This is a genomic window from Brevibacillus ginsengisoli (assembly GCF_050113715.1).
GTDB classification, from domain to species: domain Bacteria; phylum Bacillota; class Bacilli; order Brevibacillales; family Brevibacillaceae; genus Brevibacillus_H; species Brevibacillus_H ginsengisoli.
The window spans coordinates 102972-118451 of the sequence record NZ_JBNJQR010000012.1 but is presented as its reverse complement, the minus strand read 5'-3'; the positions used below and the strand labels follow the sequence as shown (position 1 = coordinate 118451).

At 45.2% G+C, this 15480-nt stretch carries 14 protein-coding genes, 1 tRNA gene and 1 pseudogene; 12 read left to right on the top strand and 4 right to left on the bottom strand.

Annotated elements, in window-relative coordinates; all coding sequences use genetic code 11:
* Positions 1 to 85: 85 nt before the first annotated feature.
* Positions 86 to 1657 carry a flagellar assembly protein A gene (locus ACQCN2_RS21665; protein ID WP_426931043.1) on the top strand — a complete coding sequence of 524 codons (1572 nt, stop codon included), beginning with the start codon at positions 86 to 88 and terminating at the stop codon, positions 1655 to 1657.
* An 8-nt stretch (positions 1658 to 1665) separates the two neighbouring features.
* Positions 1666 to 3516, top strand: a complete 1851-nt coding sequence (locus ACQCN2_RS21660) for a GAF domain-containing protein (RefSeq protein WP_426931042.1) — start codon at positions 1666 to 1668, stop codon at positions 3514 to 3516.
* A gap of 62 nt (positions 3517 to 3578) precedes the next feature.
* On the opposite strand, the gene ACQCN2_RS21655 is transcribed toward ACQCN2_RS21660, so the two are convergent.
* Positions 3579 to 3773: a type II toxin-antitoxin system antitoxin gene (locus tag ACQCN2_RS21655; RefSeq protein WP_426931041.1), complete on the bottom strand. Its 195-nt coding sequence runs from the start codon at positions 3771 to 3773 to the stop codon at positions 3579 to 3581.
* 14 nt (positions 3774 to 3787) lie between these two features.
* Positions 3788 to 4630, bottom strand: coding sequence for an SPFH domain-containing protein (locus tag ACQCN2_RS21650; RefSeq protein WP_426931040.1), 843 nt, complete (start codon positions 4628 to 4630; stop codon positions 3788 to 3790).
* Positions 4631 to 4788: 158 nt separating this feature from the next.
* On the opposite strand from ACQCN2_RS21650, the gene tadA reads away from it, so the two are divergent.
* Together tadA and ACQCN2_RS21640 are read left to right on the top strand one after the other, a co-directional pair.
* Complete coding sequence (gene tadA / locus ACQCN2_RS21645; RefSeq protein ID WP_426931039.1) at positions 4789 to 5256, top strand: tRNA adenosine(34) deaminase TadA; 468 nt, start codon at positions 4789 to 4791, stop codon at positions 5254 to 5256.
* A 52-nt stretch (positions 5257 to 5308) separates the two neighbouring features.
* Positions 5309 to 5566 (top strand): annotated as a pseudogene (locus ACQCN2_RS21640) (NUDIX domain-containing protein); the annotation flags it as partial.
* Positions 5567 to 5698: 132 nt separating this feature from the next.
* Here the strand turns inward: ACQCN2_RS21640 and ACQCN2_RS21635 are convergent.
* Positions 5699 to 6427 (bottom strand): pseudouridine synthase, encoded by a 729-nt coding sequence (locus ACQCN2_RS21635; RefSeq protein WP_426931038.1) that lies wholly within the window; start codon positions 6425 to 6427, stop codon positions 5699 to 5701.
* Between the two features lie 132 nt (positions 6428 to 6559).
* Between ACQCN2_RS21635 and ACQCN2_RS21630 the strand changes: the two genes are divergently transcribed.
* From ACQCN2_RS21630 to ACQCN2_RS21620, 3 genes are all read left to right on the top strand, one after another.
* Positions 6560 to 6651 (top strand) — tRNA-Ser (locus tag ACQCN2_RS21630).
* Between the two features lie 87 nt (positions 6652 to 6738).
* Complete coding sequence (locus ACQCN2_RS21625; RefSeq protein WP_426931037.1) at positions 6739 to 7719, top strand: glutaminase; 981 nt, start codon at positions 6739 to 6741, stop codon at positions 7717 to 7719.
* 216 nt (positions 7720 to 7935) lie between these two features.
* Positions 7936 to 8484 (top strand): DoxX family protein, encoded by a 549-nt coding sequence (locus ACQCN2_RS21620; RefSeq protein WP_426931036.1) that lies wholly within the window; start codon positions 7936 to 7938, stop codon positions 8482 to 8484.
* Between the two features lie 93 nt (positions 8485 to 8577).
* Here the strand turns inward: ACQCN2_RS21620 and ACQCN2_RS21615 are convergent, their stop codons facing one another.
* On the bottom strand, positions 8578 to 9186 hold the full coding sequence (locus ACQCN2_RS21615; protein WP_426931035.1) for a DedA family protein: 609 nt from the start codon (positions 9184 to 9186) through the stop codon (positions 8578 to 8580).
* Positions 9187 to 9405: 219 nt separating this feature from the next.
* Here ACQCN2_RS21615 and ACQCN2_RS21610 point away from each other — a divergent pair, with 219 nt between their 5' ends.
* From ACQCN2_RS21610 to dnaX, 5 genes are all read left to right on the top strand, one after another.
* On the top strand, positions 9406 to 10107 hold the full coding sequence (locus ACQCN2_RS21610; protein ID WP_426931034.1) for a TerC family protein: 702 nt from the start codon (positions 9406 to 9408) through the stop codon (positions 10105 to 10107).
* A 124-nt stretch (positions 10108 to 10231) separates the two neighbouring features.
* Complete coding sequence (locus ACQCN2_RS21605; RefSeq protein ID WP_426931033.1) at positions 10232 to 11035, top strand: EcsC family protein; 804 nt, start codon at positions 10232 to 10234, stop codon at positions 11033 to 11035.
* Between the two features lie 168 nt (positions 11036 to 11203).
* Positions 11204 to 11710 carry a ribonuclease H-like YkuK family protein gene (locus tag ACQCN2_RS21600; protein WP_426931032.1) on the top strand — a complete coding sequence of 169 codons (507 nt, stop codon included), beginning with the start codon at positions 11204 to 11206 and terminating at the stop codon, positions 11708 to 11710.
* Between the two features lie 199 nt (positions 11711 to 11909).
* On the top strand, positions 11910 to 13340 hold the full coding sequence (locus tag ACQCN2_RS21595) for an ATP-binding protein (protein WP_426931031.1): 1431 nt from the start codon (positions 11910 to 11912) through the stop codon (positions 13338 to 13340).
* Between the two features lie 412 nt (positions 13341 to 13752).
* Complete coding sequence (dnaX, locus tag ACQCN2_RS21590) at positions 13753 to 15459, top strand: DNA polymerase III subunit gamma/tau (protein WP_426931030.1); 1707 nt, start codon at positions 13753 to 13755, stop codon at positions 15457 to 15459.
* Positions 15460 to 15480 lie beyond the last annotated feature (21 nt).

The window sequence follows — 15480 nt, the reverse complement described above, 5'->3', positions numbered from 1 at the left end:
GTAGAATAGTAGTATCCACCTTTTTCCACGGTGGATTTTTTTTCATCTATTAACTAGAAAGCGAGGGATCTTTATGGAGAAAATCATGACAAACGAATGGTTCACCCTCTACTTGAAAGGCTCCCTAGTCTATATCTCTGTCGCTGCTTCCGGATTTCAACTCAAGGATTTGGAGCCGATTCTAAAAGAGAACCCTCGTATTGTGATCAAAAACTTTATGGCGCTCCGATCAGCGATTCAAGCGGCAACGGGGGAAGAAACGGAAGTTGGACATATCCGGGAAGATATTGAGATTACCGTATCCCGCGATAAGATGGAGGCGCGCGTCAAGCTGAACTTCCCAGATGAGGAGTTCGCTTTGAAACAGAGGGATATGCAAGCCAACGTAATTGCCAAGCTGCGAGAAGCCCAGGTGACGGAAGGGATTCTGGTGGACGTCCTGCAGAATGGGCTTGCCGCTAATCAGGAGATCGTCATTGCCAAAGGGATACCGCCAATTAACGGATTGGATGCTGTTGTTACGTATTACGAGATACCGGACAAGAAACCAGCGATCCGGCATGACGGGAATGCCGATTTTTATGAAATGAATTTTACCAGCCTGGTGAAAGAACAAGAGTGGCTGGGAGAAAAAATTTCCGCCACTGAGGGGACTCCGGGAATGACGGTAACGGGTGAGACGATTCCAGCCACACCGGGGAAAGATAAGTTTCTACTCTATGACTCTCAAACAGTGTATGAATCAGAAGAAGATGGGAAGATTGTCCTGCGCGCCTTGATGGATGGGGCTGTAGAGTTTGACCAAGGGAAAATTGGTATTCTGCGCCATCTGGTCATCAAGGGGGACGTGGGATTAGATACGGGAAACATTGAATTTAAGGGCTGTGTAACGGTACACGGAGTGGTTCAGGATGGATTTAGCGTGGTGGCTGATCAGGATATCTCTATACTGGGCAACATGGGACTAGGTTCAATCGAGCGGATTGAGTCCAGAGGTGGGGATATTTTTATCAAGGGCGGTGTGTTCGGCAAAGGCAAAGCCTTGATTCAAGCCGCCAATAACGTCTATTTGAAGCATGCCAATGAATGTAACGTGGTGGCGGGCAATTCGATTCATATCGGGTTGTATTCGATCGGAAGTGTGCTTCAAGCCAAAAATATCATTCTCGACCAACAGCGCGGCAAGATTGTCGGAGGAGAAGTTCGAGCGGAGGTACAGGTGATTGCGGCTGAAGTGGGGAATAAGCTGGAGCGACCCACTCATATTCACGTGGCTGGATTTAATCGGCAGGAAGTGAAACAAGAGCTAGACCAGCTGTTAAAAGTATACAAAGAATCTCTCCGAGAGCTTGAAGGGGTTAAGCGAGAGTTAGAGATTTACGAGATGTATTTGCATAAGATGGAGGAAAAACAACTAGAGGAATTCAAGAAGTATATCAAGGTGTATGAAGACATGGTCATGCGACTCAATGAAATGGAATCGAAACGCAAAGGGCTAATGGAGTACCTAGAGACGAGAGGAGAAGGACAAGTATCCATCCTGCAAAAGGTTTACCCCAAAACTATGATGCAGCTGAAGAATGTTCAGGAGCGAATTGAAAAAGTGACGACCGGGACTTTTTATGTGATGGGTAACCAATTATTTACGGAAAGGTGAGTGAGTGCATGCTCTCGATGTCATCCAAGTCATCTACTAACAAATTGTACTGGTATGAAATACTGCTGCAAGCCATCGAAGTATTTTCAACCAAGTTTAACGTAGAGCAATTAGCCAATTACTCCCTTGATTTTGCCAATGAAATCTTAACCTTGAATCAATCGGCTCTCTATCTGAAGCGAGGGGAGCACTATATACCGATCAAGATGAGGCTTTATTCCAAGCAGCTTCCCAGTATTCCGGACTCTGCGGCTCTTCATCGGATTGCCACGTTTCATGGGGAGGTTATTCGGGCTCATTTTGATCATTTTTTTCAACAAACGGATATTGAACAGCTGGAGATGCAATTGGTGATTCCCTTGATTATTGACGATTTTCTGTTTGGCTTTATCGTCTCTAATGGGAAAGCAACAGGTGATTTCGGCGAGGATGATTTCTCGATTGCCAATACGCTGATGAAGCTGATGAATAATTCACTGGAGAATTCCCGTCATTACGCCGATTTGCAGGTGACCAACAGTGAATTGAATAAAAAAATCTTTAATCTTTTTGCGATCAATCAAAGCACCAAGGCTCTGCTGTCAGAAGTAAAGCTGGAAAAGCTGTTTGCCATTGCCACGGATGTATTTAGCGAGGTTTCCAGCAGCAGGATCACCTCCTTTGGCATCTATGATGGCATTGCCCAAAAAATCAAAATCAAAGGATACCGCAATGTGGAATCCTTTCAACAGTTTTACGCGGAGTTCAAGCTGCGCGATACTAGCTACCAACATAACAAAGTTGTGCTGCGTATGGATGAAGATCGTGAGCTGATTCAATCCATTTTTGTCAACTGGGAGGATTTTGAACAGCTGAATGCCAACTATATTGTTTTGATTGTAAAAGACCAAATTCTTGGTTTTGTTACGTTAAGCGATTCAGTTAACGACGTGGTCAGCTATGATTCGTCGATGTTTGAGCTGATCGAATCACTTGCCTCGGCAACGTACATTGCGATTCATAATGCGATGCTGTTTGAGGAATTGATGAAGAAAAAAGAACTGATCGAGAGAAAGTTCAATACACTTGCCACACTCAATCGGCTGATCAAAAACATCAATCATTGTGAAGAGCCGGATGAGTTGTGTTCACTTACATTGAAAACATTATCGTTGTCATTTGGGGTGAGCAAAGCATTCATTTGTTTTCAACAAGATGCTCAATCTACCTCTCGAAACTATAGAATCGAGCACGAGATTGGGCTGGACATTGAGAAGGGTTATTCGTTCGAGCTACCGACAACCTGGGATGGGACGATAGATGGAGAGACGATTGCTCATTTTACGACGGACGCAGTGACACACTATATAAGCGATCCAGAATTATTGCAGAAGATGCAAGAAGGGAATTGCCTGGTGATCTCACCGATTACGATTGGTCACTCGGAATGGAGTTTAACTGCTTCTTTGCCACAGGGGTTTCTGGTCATTGCACAGACCAAAGAGAATCTTCGGGAAGAAGAAGTTCTGTTAATGGATACAGTGGCCAAGAATATTTCTCCGATCCTGCACCAGATGCAGATCACGCGGGATACGAAGAGCAGCTATAAAGAGGATACACGAAAGAAGCTGATCGCCGACCTACAGGAAAAGCTTGAGGATCGAGCGTTATATCAGGTCGAATTTCATCTGTATTACAGGAAGGTACAGAAGCATCCGTTTGATGATCGGGAAGAGGATTATATGTATCAAGAACTGCCTTCTTACCTGATTGATCAATACTTGTTTGTGATTAGTTATGAACCACTAGCCGATCCGATGCTACAGGAAATCATTATTTATCATCGTGTGGAAGAGTTGTACGAGTACTCATTTGTATAGATCATCCTTGAACCAAAAACCGACAGAGGCACTTCATTGTGCCAAACTGCCGGTTTTTTAGCTTATTCGAGGTCTTGCTCGTCTGAGGTCTCTGGAGTTCGCTTGGAGGACGGCAGACGGCTTGCGCGTTTCAAGGCGTCTCTTAGTAGAAATTCGATATGTGTGTTCACACTTCGGAATTCGTCTGACGCCCATTGCTCTAACTGATCGTAAACTTTAGGATCCATTCGGAGGAGGAACTTCTTTTTTTCTGACATGGGGAAGTCCCCCTTTAATATAGGCTGCCTGTATTCACAACAGGTTGCGCCGAGCGGTCAGACACGATAGACACCATTAAATTATTGATCATAGCCGCTTTACGTTCTTCGTCCAGTTCAATAATTCCATCCTTTTGGATTTTTTCAATGGCTAGTTGAACCATGCCTACCGCGCCTTCTACGATCATTTGACGCGCGGAGATGATGGCTGCCGCTTGTTGTCTTTGTAGCATAGCGCTGGCGATTTCAGTGGAATAGGCCAAGTGGGTTAATCGAGCTTCCATTACCTCCACACCGGCAACGGATAAGCGTGCTTGCAGCTCCTGAGCTAGTTCCCCGGCGACCTCATCAGAATTAGCGCGAAGAGAGGAACCTTCCTGATTAAAGGAATCGTACGGATAGCGGCTTGCGACATGGCGCAGGGCTGTTTCACTCTGAATCTCTACGAATTGCTCATAGTCATCTACATCAAAGATCGCCTTGGCAGAATCAATCACTCGAAACACCGCAACCGCTGCGATTTCGATCGGATTTCCTTCGATATCATTTACCTTTAGTGTCTTGCTGTTGAAGTTGCGCACTCGTAATGACACTTTTTGGCGCAAGGAAAGTGGAACCGTCCACCATATTCCGCTTTCACGAATAGTCCCCAGATATTTACCGAAAAAAGTAACCACTTGAGACTGATTAGGCTGAACAGTCGTAATTCCGCTCAAACCGAGTATACCAAGGACAATAAGAAGAATTCCCGCAGAGGATTCTTTTACAGCAAGTACATATGCTCCACAGGCAAGCAAAGCTAGAAGCAAAAGCAGACCAACAAAACCATTGATAGCCCAAGCTTTTCGTTCTTTCATCTTAAAAACCTCCTTGAATGGCTGACTATAAGGATATCAAGTTGATATCACAATGATATCACTTTTGTAAAAACGTGTAAATATGGATGATTTGCCAATGATGTAATACCCTCGTTATACTGAGAAAACAATCGATGCGGATGAAAGGACGAAAGCATTTGGATAGCCATCAGTTTGAACACGAACGATTTATGAAAGAGGCCATTGCCGAGGCCAAGAAAGCAGGGGAGCTTCGGGAGGTGCCAATCGGTGCCGTGGTGGTTAAAGACAATGTGATAGTGGGACGAGGCTATAACTTGCGCGAAACCGGTAAAGATCCCACACTTCATGCCGAGATGATTGCTATACGCGAAGCGAGTGAACGTCTGGGCGGTTGGAGGCTTATTGGCTGTACCTTGTATGTGACGTTAGAGCCCTGTCCGATGTGTGCGGGGGCGATTGTTCAAAGCCGAATTGAAAAGGTTGTGTATGGAGCGACTGACCCCAAGGCTGGATGTGCCGGAACGTTAATGAATCTGCTGGAGGAAGAACGGTTTAATCATCAGGTTCCCGCCCTGGCTGGAGTACTTCAGGAAGAATGCAGTCAGTTGTTGAAGGACTTTTTCCGCGGCTTGCGTAAAAAATAGGGGATGTATTGGATGATTAGGTTGAGGTCGCCAAATAATGAGGGGGAGGAACATGGGGGATTATGTAGCGGATTTGCGAAGTCTTGTTGGCAAGAGGCCGTTGATCATACCGGGTTCAACCATCATCGTACAGAATCCGAAGCAAGAAATTCTGCTTCAGTTACGTTCGGACACACATGATTGGGGATTGCCGGGCGGAGCGATGGAGCTTGGCGAGACGTTGGAGGAAACAGCCAAGCGAGAACTGTTCGAGGAAACCGGTTTATCCGCAAAGAAATGGGAGTTGATTGATCTTCTCTCAGGCCCTGAGAATTTACCTGCGCTAGAGAAGCGGGCAGGAATTATCCTGAACAAGTTTTTGCACCGGAACTAAACGTCAGGCAAAAAAGAAGGATAGCCTCTCATAGGCTATCCTTTGGTATTCGGGTAATCTTGCTGACTTCTATTCGGATTGAGTTCCTCCGCCCAACGCTCGAAGCTCTTCATCAGTCAATTCTCTGAACTCACCCAGTTCGAGGGACTCGTCCAGATGCAGGGAGCCCATACGAAGTCGCTTGAGGTAGATGACCTCTAAACCATATGCGGCAAACATGCGTTTAACCTGATGAAACTTGCCTTCCATGATGGTCACACGAATCTCGGAGGTGGTGCCAGAGGAGAGGATTTCTAGTTTGGCGGGCAAGGTTTCGTACCCATCGTCTAGAACAACTCCATTGGCGAAAAGTTGGACGTGTTCTTCTGTCACGGTTCCTTCAATGCGAGCGAAGTATTCTTTGTCGACCTTTTTCTTGGGAGAAAGCAGGCTGTGCGACAACTGACCGTCATTCGTTAGAAGCAGAAGTCCCTCTGTATCAATATCAAGTCTTCCCACTGGATGAACTTTGATGGCCCATTCGTATGGAAGAAGATCGACAACTGTCTTATGACGAGGATCTTCAGTTGCTGAGATGAAACCGGGTGGTTTGTTCAGCATGACGTATACCCAGCGCTTGTATTGAAGCGGCTCACCATCAATGCTAATCTCTTGTTGTTCCGCAACGACGTGCATTCCCGGGTCTGTGGCGATTGCACCATCTACTTCAATTCGTTTTTCCTTAACAAGCTGTTTAACTTCTTTACGTGTGCCCAAGCCCATACTGGCCAGCACTTTATCCAATCGTTCACGTTTCATTCTGTTTCCTCACTCTTCTTCTGTATCATAGTTAATATTGTCCTATTGAAGGAGGAAATGCAAGCGATGGTTAACATATCTGCTTGCCACATCAACAACTTTTTGTTATATTTAGTGTTGCTGAATTGACTCGGAGAGATACCCAAGTGGTCATAAGGGGACGCACTCGAAATGCGTTAGGCGTCGTAAGGCGTGCGTGGGTTCGAATCCCACTCTCTCCGCCATTCATAGTGCATGAAGCATATTTTTGCCAAGGGGCAGGATATGCTTTTATTTTTCTCTGAATTCAAATTTTATAGCATTCTGAGTCGATGGAAGTGGAGTTGAGAAAAATGCTTCAAGAGATCATTGCTCATTCTCTCGACCAATGGGTAGCTCAACATCGCGCTCATACAGCCGAAGGGAAATGTGCTAAATATATTCCTGCATTAGAAAAAGTAAACCCGTCGCACCTGGGCATTTGCATTGCCGCTCCCGATGGAACGTTTATGTCGTCTGGAGATTGGAATGTACCCTTTACTCTACAAAGTATTTCGAAGGTCATCAGCTTTGTCGCAGCATGTTTGGATCATGGAGTTTCCTACGTGTTGGACAGGGTAGATGTTGAACCGACTGGTGATGCCTTTAATTCGATTATTCGTTTGGAATCACATAAGCCAGGAAAGCCGTTTAATCCCATGATTAACGCAGGAGCGATCACGGTGGCTTCAATGCTAAAAGGCTCTTCTCCTAAGGATAAATTGGAGAATGTGATGATGTTGTTGGAAGTCTTACTAGGAAAACGACTTCAGATCAACGAAGACGTGTTTCAATCGGAATGGGAAACTGCCCACCGCAATCGATCACTGGCTCATTATTTAAAAGAGACTGGCTATTTAGAATCTGGTGTAGAAGAAACGCTAGAGGTCTATTTGAAACAATGCTCGATAGAAGTAACGACACAAGACATTGCCTTAATCGGATTAATTTTGGCTCAGGATGGCTACCATCCTGTCCTCAAAGAGCAAGTGATGTCAAAAGAAGTGGCGAGAATCACCAAAGCGTTAATGCTTACTTGCGGCATGTATAATTTCTCCGGAAAGTTCGCCGCTTTTGTCCGTGTGCCAGCGAAGAGTGGGGTTTCTGGTGGAATCATGGCTTCCGTACCTGCTTGTCCAAGACCTGGAACGCCGTTTCCAAATGGCTGTGGAATCGGAATTTACGGACCTGCAATTGATGAGTGCGGAAATAGTGTTGGCGGGGTTTCATTATTACGGCACATTGCTCAAGAATGGGATTTGAGTATTTTTTAATAGGGTTGGAATCGATAAGGCATTCAGATGATCTGGATGCCTTTTTTTATTTCCAAATTCAATATTTGTTCAAAAAGTTATGAATGATTTATGAATACCAATAAATAAATGTGCAGCTATAATAAAAAAAGTTTATAACAAATGTATAGGAACCTCCTAATGGTGTGATCCGGCCGGAACACTCATCATAAGACGTAAATAGTGAGGATGATTAATATGGTTAACTGGCTTCGTACAAATGTATATGCAGCAGGAATTTTGGGCTTGATTCGACTGTATCTTGGATGGCAATGGATGAACGACGGATGGGGAAAACTCACTGGTCCGAAACCTTTCGACGCAACAGGCTTTATGCAAGGAATTATTGCAAAACCGGTTGTTGGCCCTCATAAAGACGTATTGTATCCGATGTATAATTCGTTTATTGAAGGTTTCGCCCTTCCCAATGTGAAGCTGTTCAACGTTTTGGTTGCTTGGGGAGAATTTCTTGTAGGCGTAGGACTTATTCTTGGTGTATTAACAACAGTAGCGATGTTCTTTGGCCTCATGATGAACTTCATGTATCTCTTTGCTGGAACCGTTTCAGTTAATCCTTGGATGATTCTTCTTGGGGTTCTCATACTCTTTGCCGGTTACAATGCAGGACGATTTGGAGGAGACTACTGGGTGATCCCGTGGGTCCGTCAATTTACAGCCCCATTCTTTGGGAAGTTGACCGGAAAACAGAATCAAAATGGAATCGATATAAAGCATAAAGTCGCATAGGTGAAAAACGAGGTCTTACAAATAGCGTTATTAAGGTTCTACACAAACTCCGTTGAGCATTCAGCGGAGTTTTTTCTGTGCTTTATGACCTGCCTATTTGGCTTTTACCCGTCTTGCGAGATAGGTTCGAATTCCATAAACCAATAGAGCCAAGATTACTAACGAGATCACGATCAGAATCGCGTAGCGATGGAACGCGAATACAAACCGATGCCAGTTTTCGCCTACATAATAACCAATTACTGTAAAACAACCAGCCCACAGAAATCCCCCTGGAAGCGCGTAGAGTAAAAAGGAGCGGTACGGCCATTTGCTGATTCCCGCGGAGATTGAGGTTACGTGACGAACTCCCGGAACGAAGTAACCAATGATAACCGCAAACTTGCCAAAACGCTCGAACCACACCTCTGATTTACGAATCCGCTCAGGCGACAGATGAATCTTCCTTCCATACTTCTCTAATAGAGGATATCCAAATTGATGTCCAATCCAGAAGCTGACGGACATGCCGCATACACTCCCCAATGCCGCAACAAGAATCACGAGCGAGAAACGAAGCTGATGGATTGATACGAGATAACCGCTGTATGTCATCAGTAATTCGTCAGGAATCGGCAATCCGATAACTCCTAGCATGAGTGCCCCAAAAAGACCAATATATCCATAATGGGCAATGAAGTTAATCACCAGTTGATGAAACAATAGGGAACCCTCCTTTTGACTCTTACTATCATTGTGCTCCGAAACGTAAGATGTATAACGCTGGTAAATCTTCAATTGAAGTTGTCTTTTGGAGTAGGAAAGTGGAGAATAGGGAAAGAGTATCCGTAATAGAACAATCGGACTGCACAAAATCATATAAGTGGTTTATTATAGATAAAAAGACAAGCCCCACTTATACAGGGAGATGAGAAAGAAACCATGACAGACTTTATTATTGGGTTAGCCAAGATCATCTTGGTCAATCTGATACTCAGTGGTGATAATGCCGTCGTTATTGCACTGGCCTGTCGCAATTTGCATCCAAGCCTGCAGAATAAAGCAATCTTCTGGGGAAGTTTTGGCGCGATTGGATTGCGGGTCATTTTAACATTTGTTGCGGTATGGTTATTGCAAATCCCGTTTGTTGAACTTCTAGGTAGTCTTTTATTGATATGGATAGCCGTGAAACTTCTGGCTGGAGAAGAAGAGAATGACGATATTAACGGTGGTTCCAATCTCCGCGAAGCGATTAAAACCATTATCGTAGCTGATTTGGTGATGAGCTTGGATAATGTGGTGGCGGTAGCAGGTGCGGCAGATGGAAATATTTTATTGATTTTAATTGGACTGGCCATCAGTATTCCGCTTATTATCTGGGGAAGTCAGCTATTGATGAAGCTAATGCAGAGATTCCCGATCATTGTCACAATTGGGGCAGCTCTCTTGGGGTACACTTCTGGTGAGATGATCATGGGAGATGACATTGTGGGAACGCAGTTGGAGTCGGTTTGGGCTGGATTTGAGCATCTTCTCCCGATTGTTCTCGCTGTCGTGGTTGTCGTGTTGGGAAAATGGATTGAAGCTCACAAAGAGAAGCAGAAAAACGCTCCGATTGTACGAGAAATACATGGTGATCTATAAATCGATCGTAGATGTAGAGACTTACCTTCAAAGGTAAGTCTTTTTTATTGGTTAGAAGCGCATATGAAACGGATTGCTAGATCAATCGTAAAAGTTAGAAATACTTCGTCAAGGCGTGATTTGTATGGAGATCAAAGAACAATTGTTGCGGGAATTGGCTCAGGTAGACAAGTGGGAAAGGGAACAGAAGGACTTATGGTTTTGGGAGAAGCTTGGTCGACTTCCATTTGTCTTGTTGGATAAAGTAACTCCGGCTTTCCTACAGGATAAGTTTAGCCAATTGCTGAACGAGACGGTAAGCTATGTCGAGACAGGTGGACGCTATCTGATCAGCGAGGATAGTGTCTATAAACGATTTATTCAGCATGTCCCACAAGGTGTCGTGCCGGATTCACACGCAGTCGCTCAATTACCGCTCCACACCATGGATCAAGTGGCTTCGGATTTGCGAGAGAACTATATCAAACTGGCTACTTTACAAGGTGCCACGACTGGATTTGGCGGGATATTTACGTTGGCGATCGATATTCCATTTTTGTTAGGCATGTCGCTCAAGACCCTTCAGGAAATAGCCTTATGCTACGGATATAACCCACGCTCAAAAGAGGAACGAATCTTTGTCGTCAAATGCCTCCAGTTTACATCTTCAGATATTGTGGGCAAACGAGCCATACTTGAGGAGCTTACCCAGTTCCAACAAGAGGTTGCTGGGAAGAACGTCATTTCGCAGATTCAAGGCTGGCGGGAGGTTGTCGTGACCTATGGGGATCATTTGGGATGGAAGAAACTATTTCAACTCATCCCGATTGCCGGTATGTTGTTTGGAGCCTACTTGAATCGCAAATCAATTGAAGATATCGCAGAGGCAGGAATGATGCTCTACCGAAAAAGAAGGATACTCGAAAAGCTAGGGAAACTGGAAAGATGAAAATCGAAGACCAATGCCAAAGGAGGGACTAGATCCCTCCTTTTTCTATGTCTATAAGCGAGAGTTTAAACGCGGTAGGCAGTCATGGAGTTTTCATTAAGCTTTAACGAAGAAGGGTTTTTCGTTCAATTGCTTTCATATATTGATCAAAAAGAAGGGGGAATGCTGGTGAAAGAGACCTCGGTAAAAAATCATGCGAACCGATTTGACTGGTTTAAAAGTCCGAGCAAGGGTTTGATGGATAAAATGCAGGTTTTTGCTGAGCTGGAACAAGCGATCTCCTTGGCCCCTGATGAGTACCAAATTATTGTGGGAGCAGATTCACAACTGCGCAGCAAGAATACTTCGTTTGTCATTGCGATCTCCTTTATTCATACAGGGCATGGGGGAGCTATTTATTATCAGCAGTTTCTGGAGCCACGAATTTCTTCCTTACAGCAGCGGATTTACACAGAAGCTTTTTATGCGGTGGGGTTAGCTTCTGAGCTGCGAGAATATATGAAAACCCGAATGATTACGGTCCCCATTCGACTTCATTTTGATATTGGCTGGAATGGTCCAACGATGAAATTCGTAAAAAGAATTCTTCACCTTGCGGATATGAACGACTTCGAAGCGTGTGTCAAACCCCATTCATACGGTGCCTCCGTGGTCGCGGACAAATTTACCAAGTAAGCGTGTCGAAAACGCTAAACCATTTGAGGTTGGCGTTTTTTGTTGCTTTCTGGCGAGTTCTAGCGAAACATTTTGACATGCGGGTCACTCTCAGCATGCAGGGTATCCCCTTATTATCGAAGAATATATCCAATTACCTAAATATGGATTCAATATCCCGCGGAACAGAACGTCTTTTTAAGTGGGGAGGGGAGGGACTGTGGATGCGACATACCTCATACAGTTCAACCAAACATTGCGCAGGTTAACACATTTCCTACAACAGTTGCAGCACGCAAGCTTGCTTGTGGACCAAGAGGGAATGGTTGTTGAGGTTAACGAAGCACTGCTACGCACGACCGGTTTTCATCGTCAGGAATTAGTCGGAAGCCCTTTTCAAAACATTTTGGATTACCCAAGAACCATCGAACAGCTCCACAGCCAATTGCTCCAACAGGATTTGACTCATGACGGGAATACCGAATGCGCGTGGCTGAATAAGGAAGGAAAGACCTCCAAAACCGCAATTATGATCACAAAAGAGCATGCTGGCGATCCTTATTATCTCGTTCATCTCTATGAACTTACTTATGTTCGCCCATACACGCTTCAGGAGCGATTGGTCAGTGAATTAACTTTTGAATCCAATCTTGGTGTCGTCGTGTTGAATACAGCGGGACAAATCGTAGAATTAAGCCAATTGGCCTGCAAACTGCTCGGTGTGGAACGAACCCAAGTCATCAACCAGCATATGGATCAGGCTTTCGCGGGAATTCCCGAAGAATATCGACTGATCCAACGTGAAGTGCTTGAAGGGATCAAAGTACAAAACAAGGCCACCTCATGGACAAATGATCAGCAGCGATATGAGCTGTTGGTCGATTCCAACACTTTGCACGATGAATCGGGTGAAATGGTTGGGGCCTACGTGATTTTTAAAGATGTTACCAATCTGCGCTCTTTTGGGCAAAAGATAGAGCGAAGCGACCGATTGGCGATGATTGGGCAGATTGCCGCGGGTACAGCGCATGAAATCCGAAATCCCCTTACCTCAATCAAGGGATTTTTGCAGATGTTCTACCATCTCTTTACGGACATGAAGATGGAGCGGGAACGAGGATATACCGAAATCATGTTAACCGAGATTAATCGGATCAATTCGCTAGTCAGCGAGTTCTTGTTGTTAAGCAAGCCGCGTGACGTTCAGTACCAGTTGGTTAATCTCAATGTCGTTTTTGAAGAGATTCTGCCCATTGTCGAGAATCAGGCGCTTCTTCATGGAATTGACCTTCAGTACAAGTCACGAGGTCAATTGTGCATGGTGGTTGGCGACGCAGAACTATTGAAGCAAGTGTTCATCAATATCTGCAAGAACGGAATAGAAGCAATGGGCAGTGAGGGAACATTGACAATCGGTCATCATTTTGAAGAGGAAGGAAACCGAATCAGCATTGACATCCATGATACGGGTCCCGGCATACCACTGTATGTGATTGATAAGATATTTGATCCTTTTTTTACGACGAAAGAAGAAGGGACAGGCCTCGGATTATCTGTGTGCCAGAAGATTATCCATGATATAGGCGGACAAATACGCGTATCGTCCAAAGGGTACGGGACAACTTTTCAAATTCTGCTTCCCTATATGTGAATATTGAAATTACTCAAGCGCTTCTATTTGCAGGGCGCTTTTCTTATTTAATTAAAAAAGTTTAAGTGTTTTACAGTTATAAAGTACTTAAACTTTTTTCCATCCGCGTAAGCTTGGTGGAGAAAAGACTTCGTCACTGAAGCCTCATTTTAAGCGAAGCTCAGCGGAGTGAACGAAGGAAGGAAAAGAGTCGGCATTCTTTACTCCTATGAGAAGCGAAGTGATTTTCTTGTCGACTCCCTTCCGTAGTGAACGGAGCGGACAGTAGATGCTACACGCGAGCTTAAACAGAGCAAAAGGGACGAAGTCTTTTCTCTTCTTATTTGGGAAAAGCCATCGGAATGGTGTATAATAAATAAGATAAGCTTATGGAGAATAGATAGCGAAGAGACAAGTGGGGAGTGGCAGGCTAATGGCTTATACAGCGCTTTACCGCGTATACAGACCACAAACCTTCGGAGATATAGTCGGGCAGGCGCACGTTACAACCACGCTGCGTAATGCGTTGAGAGAAGGACGTCTTTCTCATGCATATCTGTTTAACGGCCCACGAGGAACGGGAAAAACAAGTGCTGCCAAGATCATGGCCAAGGCAGTGAACTGTGAATCGCCACAAAATGGTGAACCGTGCAATGAGTGCGCTTCTTGTCAGGCGATAACAGCGGGCAAGGTTACAGACGTGCTGGAGATCGACGCTGCTTCTAACCGTGGAGTGGAAGAAATTCGCGATATTCGGGATAAAGTCAAATTTGCGCCGAGCGATGTCTCGTACAAGGTGTATATCATTGACGAAGTGCACATGTTGACAACAGAGGCCTTTAACGCGCTATTGAAGACGTTGGAGGAACCTCCATCCCATGTTTTGTTTATATTGGCTACAACAGAACCACACAAGTTGCCAGCGACCATTATTTCACGCTGTCAACGTTTTGACTTTCATCGGATAGCCTTATCCGAGATGGTAGAGAGGCTTCAGGAAATCTGTGAGAAACAGCATGTGAGCGTCGAGGATCATGCGTTGCAGCTGGTCGCCAAGATGGCCGAGGGCGGGATGCGTGATGCCCTCAGCTTGTTGGATCAGGCGCTTAGTTTTAGCGGAGATCACGTTACGCTTCAGGATATTTTGCAGATAACAGGCTCTGTTTCTCAGACATACTACTCGACGCTCGCCAAGAGGATTGTCGAGAGTGATGTCGCCCAGGTCATGCAGGAATTTGACCAGCTCATGCAGCAGGGGAAAGATCCTGAGCATTTCTTGCAGGATTTTATGTATTACTACCGCGATTTGCTGCTGCTCAAGACCGCTCCTACTCTGCAAGAGATCGTGGAGCGGACGCTGGTGGATGATCAATTTACGGCTGTGGCGGAGCTTTATTCTTTGGCTGGATTATATGATATGATCGAGGCATTGAATCAATCGCTTGCCCAACTGAAATGGTCCACCTATCCTCGAATTCTGGTTGAGCTGTCCTTGGTCAAATTGTGTCAGTACAGCCAGGGGCAAGGAACAGTGGTTAAATCAACGTCCGCGACTTCATCGGTTGCTCCGGAAGAGCTAACGACTTTGATGAACCGTCTCCGCTCTTTGGAGGAAAAGGTCACACAAGCCACCGCGCGTAATCAGTTGGGGACGACTGGTGCTGGACATGAAGAGGCGAAGGAACCAGCGCGACGTCCAGTTGCTTCATCTGCTTCAGGCGGAATTCGAACTCCGATGAACAAGGTGAAGGAAGTCGCTCGTTCCTTGGATGAGGCGAGAACGCAAAGACTCAAAGGCTTATGGGGTCAAATACTTTCCGACGTAAAAAAAGTCAGGATTCAGCATTACGCCTGGCTCGTCAATGGTCAACCAGCCGGGGTGAATCAGGATTCAGTTGTTGTCATTTTCAAAAGCCCTATCCATTGTGAAAAGACGATGGAGCCGGAACTAAAAGGAATCGTCGAGCAAGCCATCCAGAACGCCACAGGGGCTTCACTACAGCTGCTATCGGTGATGGAGGAGCAATGGACGTCCTTGGTTGAGCAAAGCGGGGTAGACCCGGAGGCTAAGGGTGAGGATCCATTTGTTTCGGAAGCGCTGAAGCTGGTAGGAGAGCAGCTGCTCGAAATCAATGATTAGCATTGAAAGAGTATTGATGAA

Bases quoted from the DNA above. Each gene is read 5' to 3' on its own strand.
- ACQCN2_RS21635 (WP_426931038.1), bottom strand. From the start codon at position 6,427: ATGAAACGTGAACGATTGGATAAAGTGCTGGCCAGTATGGGCTTGGGC.
- ACQCN2_RS21605 (WP_426931033.1), top strand. From the start codon at position 10,232: ATGGAGATCAAAGAACAATTGTTGCGGGAATTGGCTCAGGTAGACAAG.
- ACQCN2_RS21660 (WP_426931042.1), top strand. From the start codon at position 1,666: ATGCTCTCGATGTCATCCAAGTCATCTACTAACAAATTGTACTGGTAT.
- dnaX (WP_426931030.1), top strand. From the start codon at position 13,753: ATGGCTTATACAGCGCTTTACCGCGTATACAGACCACAAACCTTCGGA.
- ACQCN2_RS21650 (WP_426931040.1), bottom strand. From the start codon at position 4,630: ATGAAAGAACGAAAAGCTTGGGCTATCAATGGTTTTGTTGGTCTGCTT.
- ACQCN2_RS21655 (WP_426931041.1), bottom strand. From the start codon at position 3,773: ATGTCAGAAAAAAAGAAGTTCCTCCTCCGAATGGATCCTAAAGTTTAC.
- ACQCN2_RS21625 (WP_426931037.1), top strand. From the start codon at position 6,739: ATGGAAGTGGAGTTGAGAAAAATGCTTCAAGAGATCATTGCTCATTCT.
- ACQCN2_RS21620 (WP_426931036.1), top strand. From the start codon at position 7,936: ATGGTTAACTGGCTTCGTACAAATGTATATGCAGCAGGAATTTTGGGC.
- ACQCN2_RS21610 (WP_426931034.1), top strand. From the start codon at position 9,406: ATGACAGACTTTATTATTGGGTTAGCCAAGATCATCTTGGTCAATCTG.
- ACQCN2_RS21665 (WP_426931043.1), top strand. From the start codon at position 86: ATGACAAACGAATGGTTCACCCTCTACTTGAAAGGCTCCCTAGTCTAT.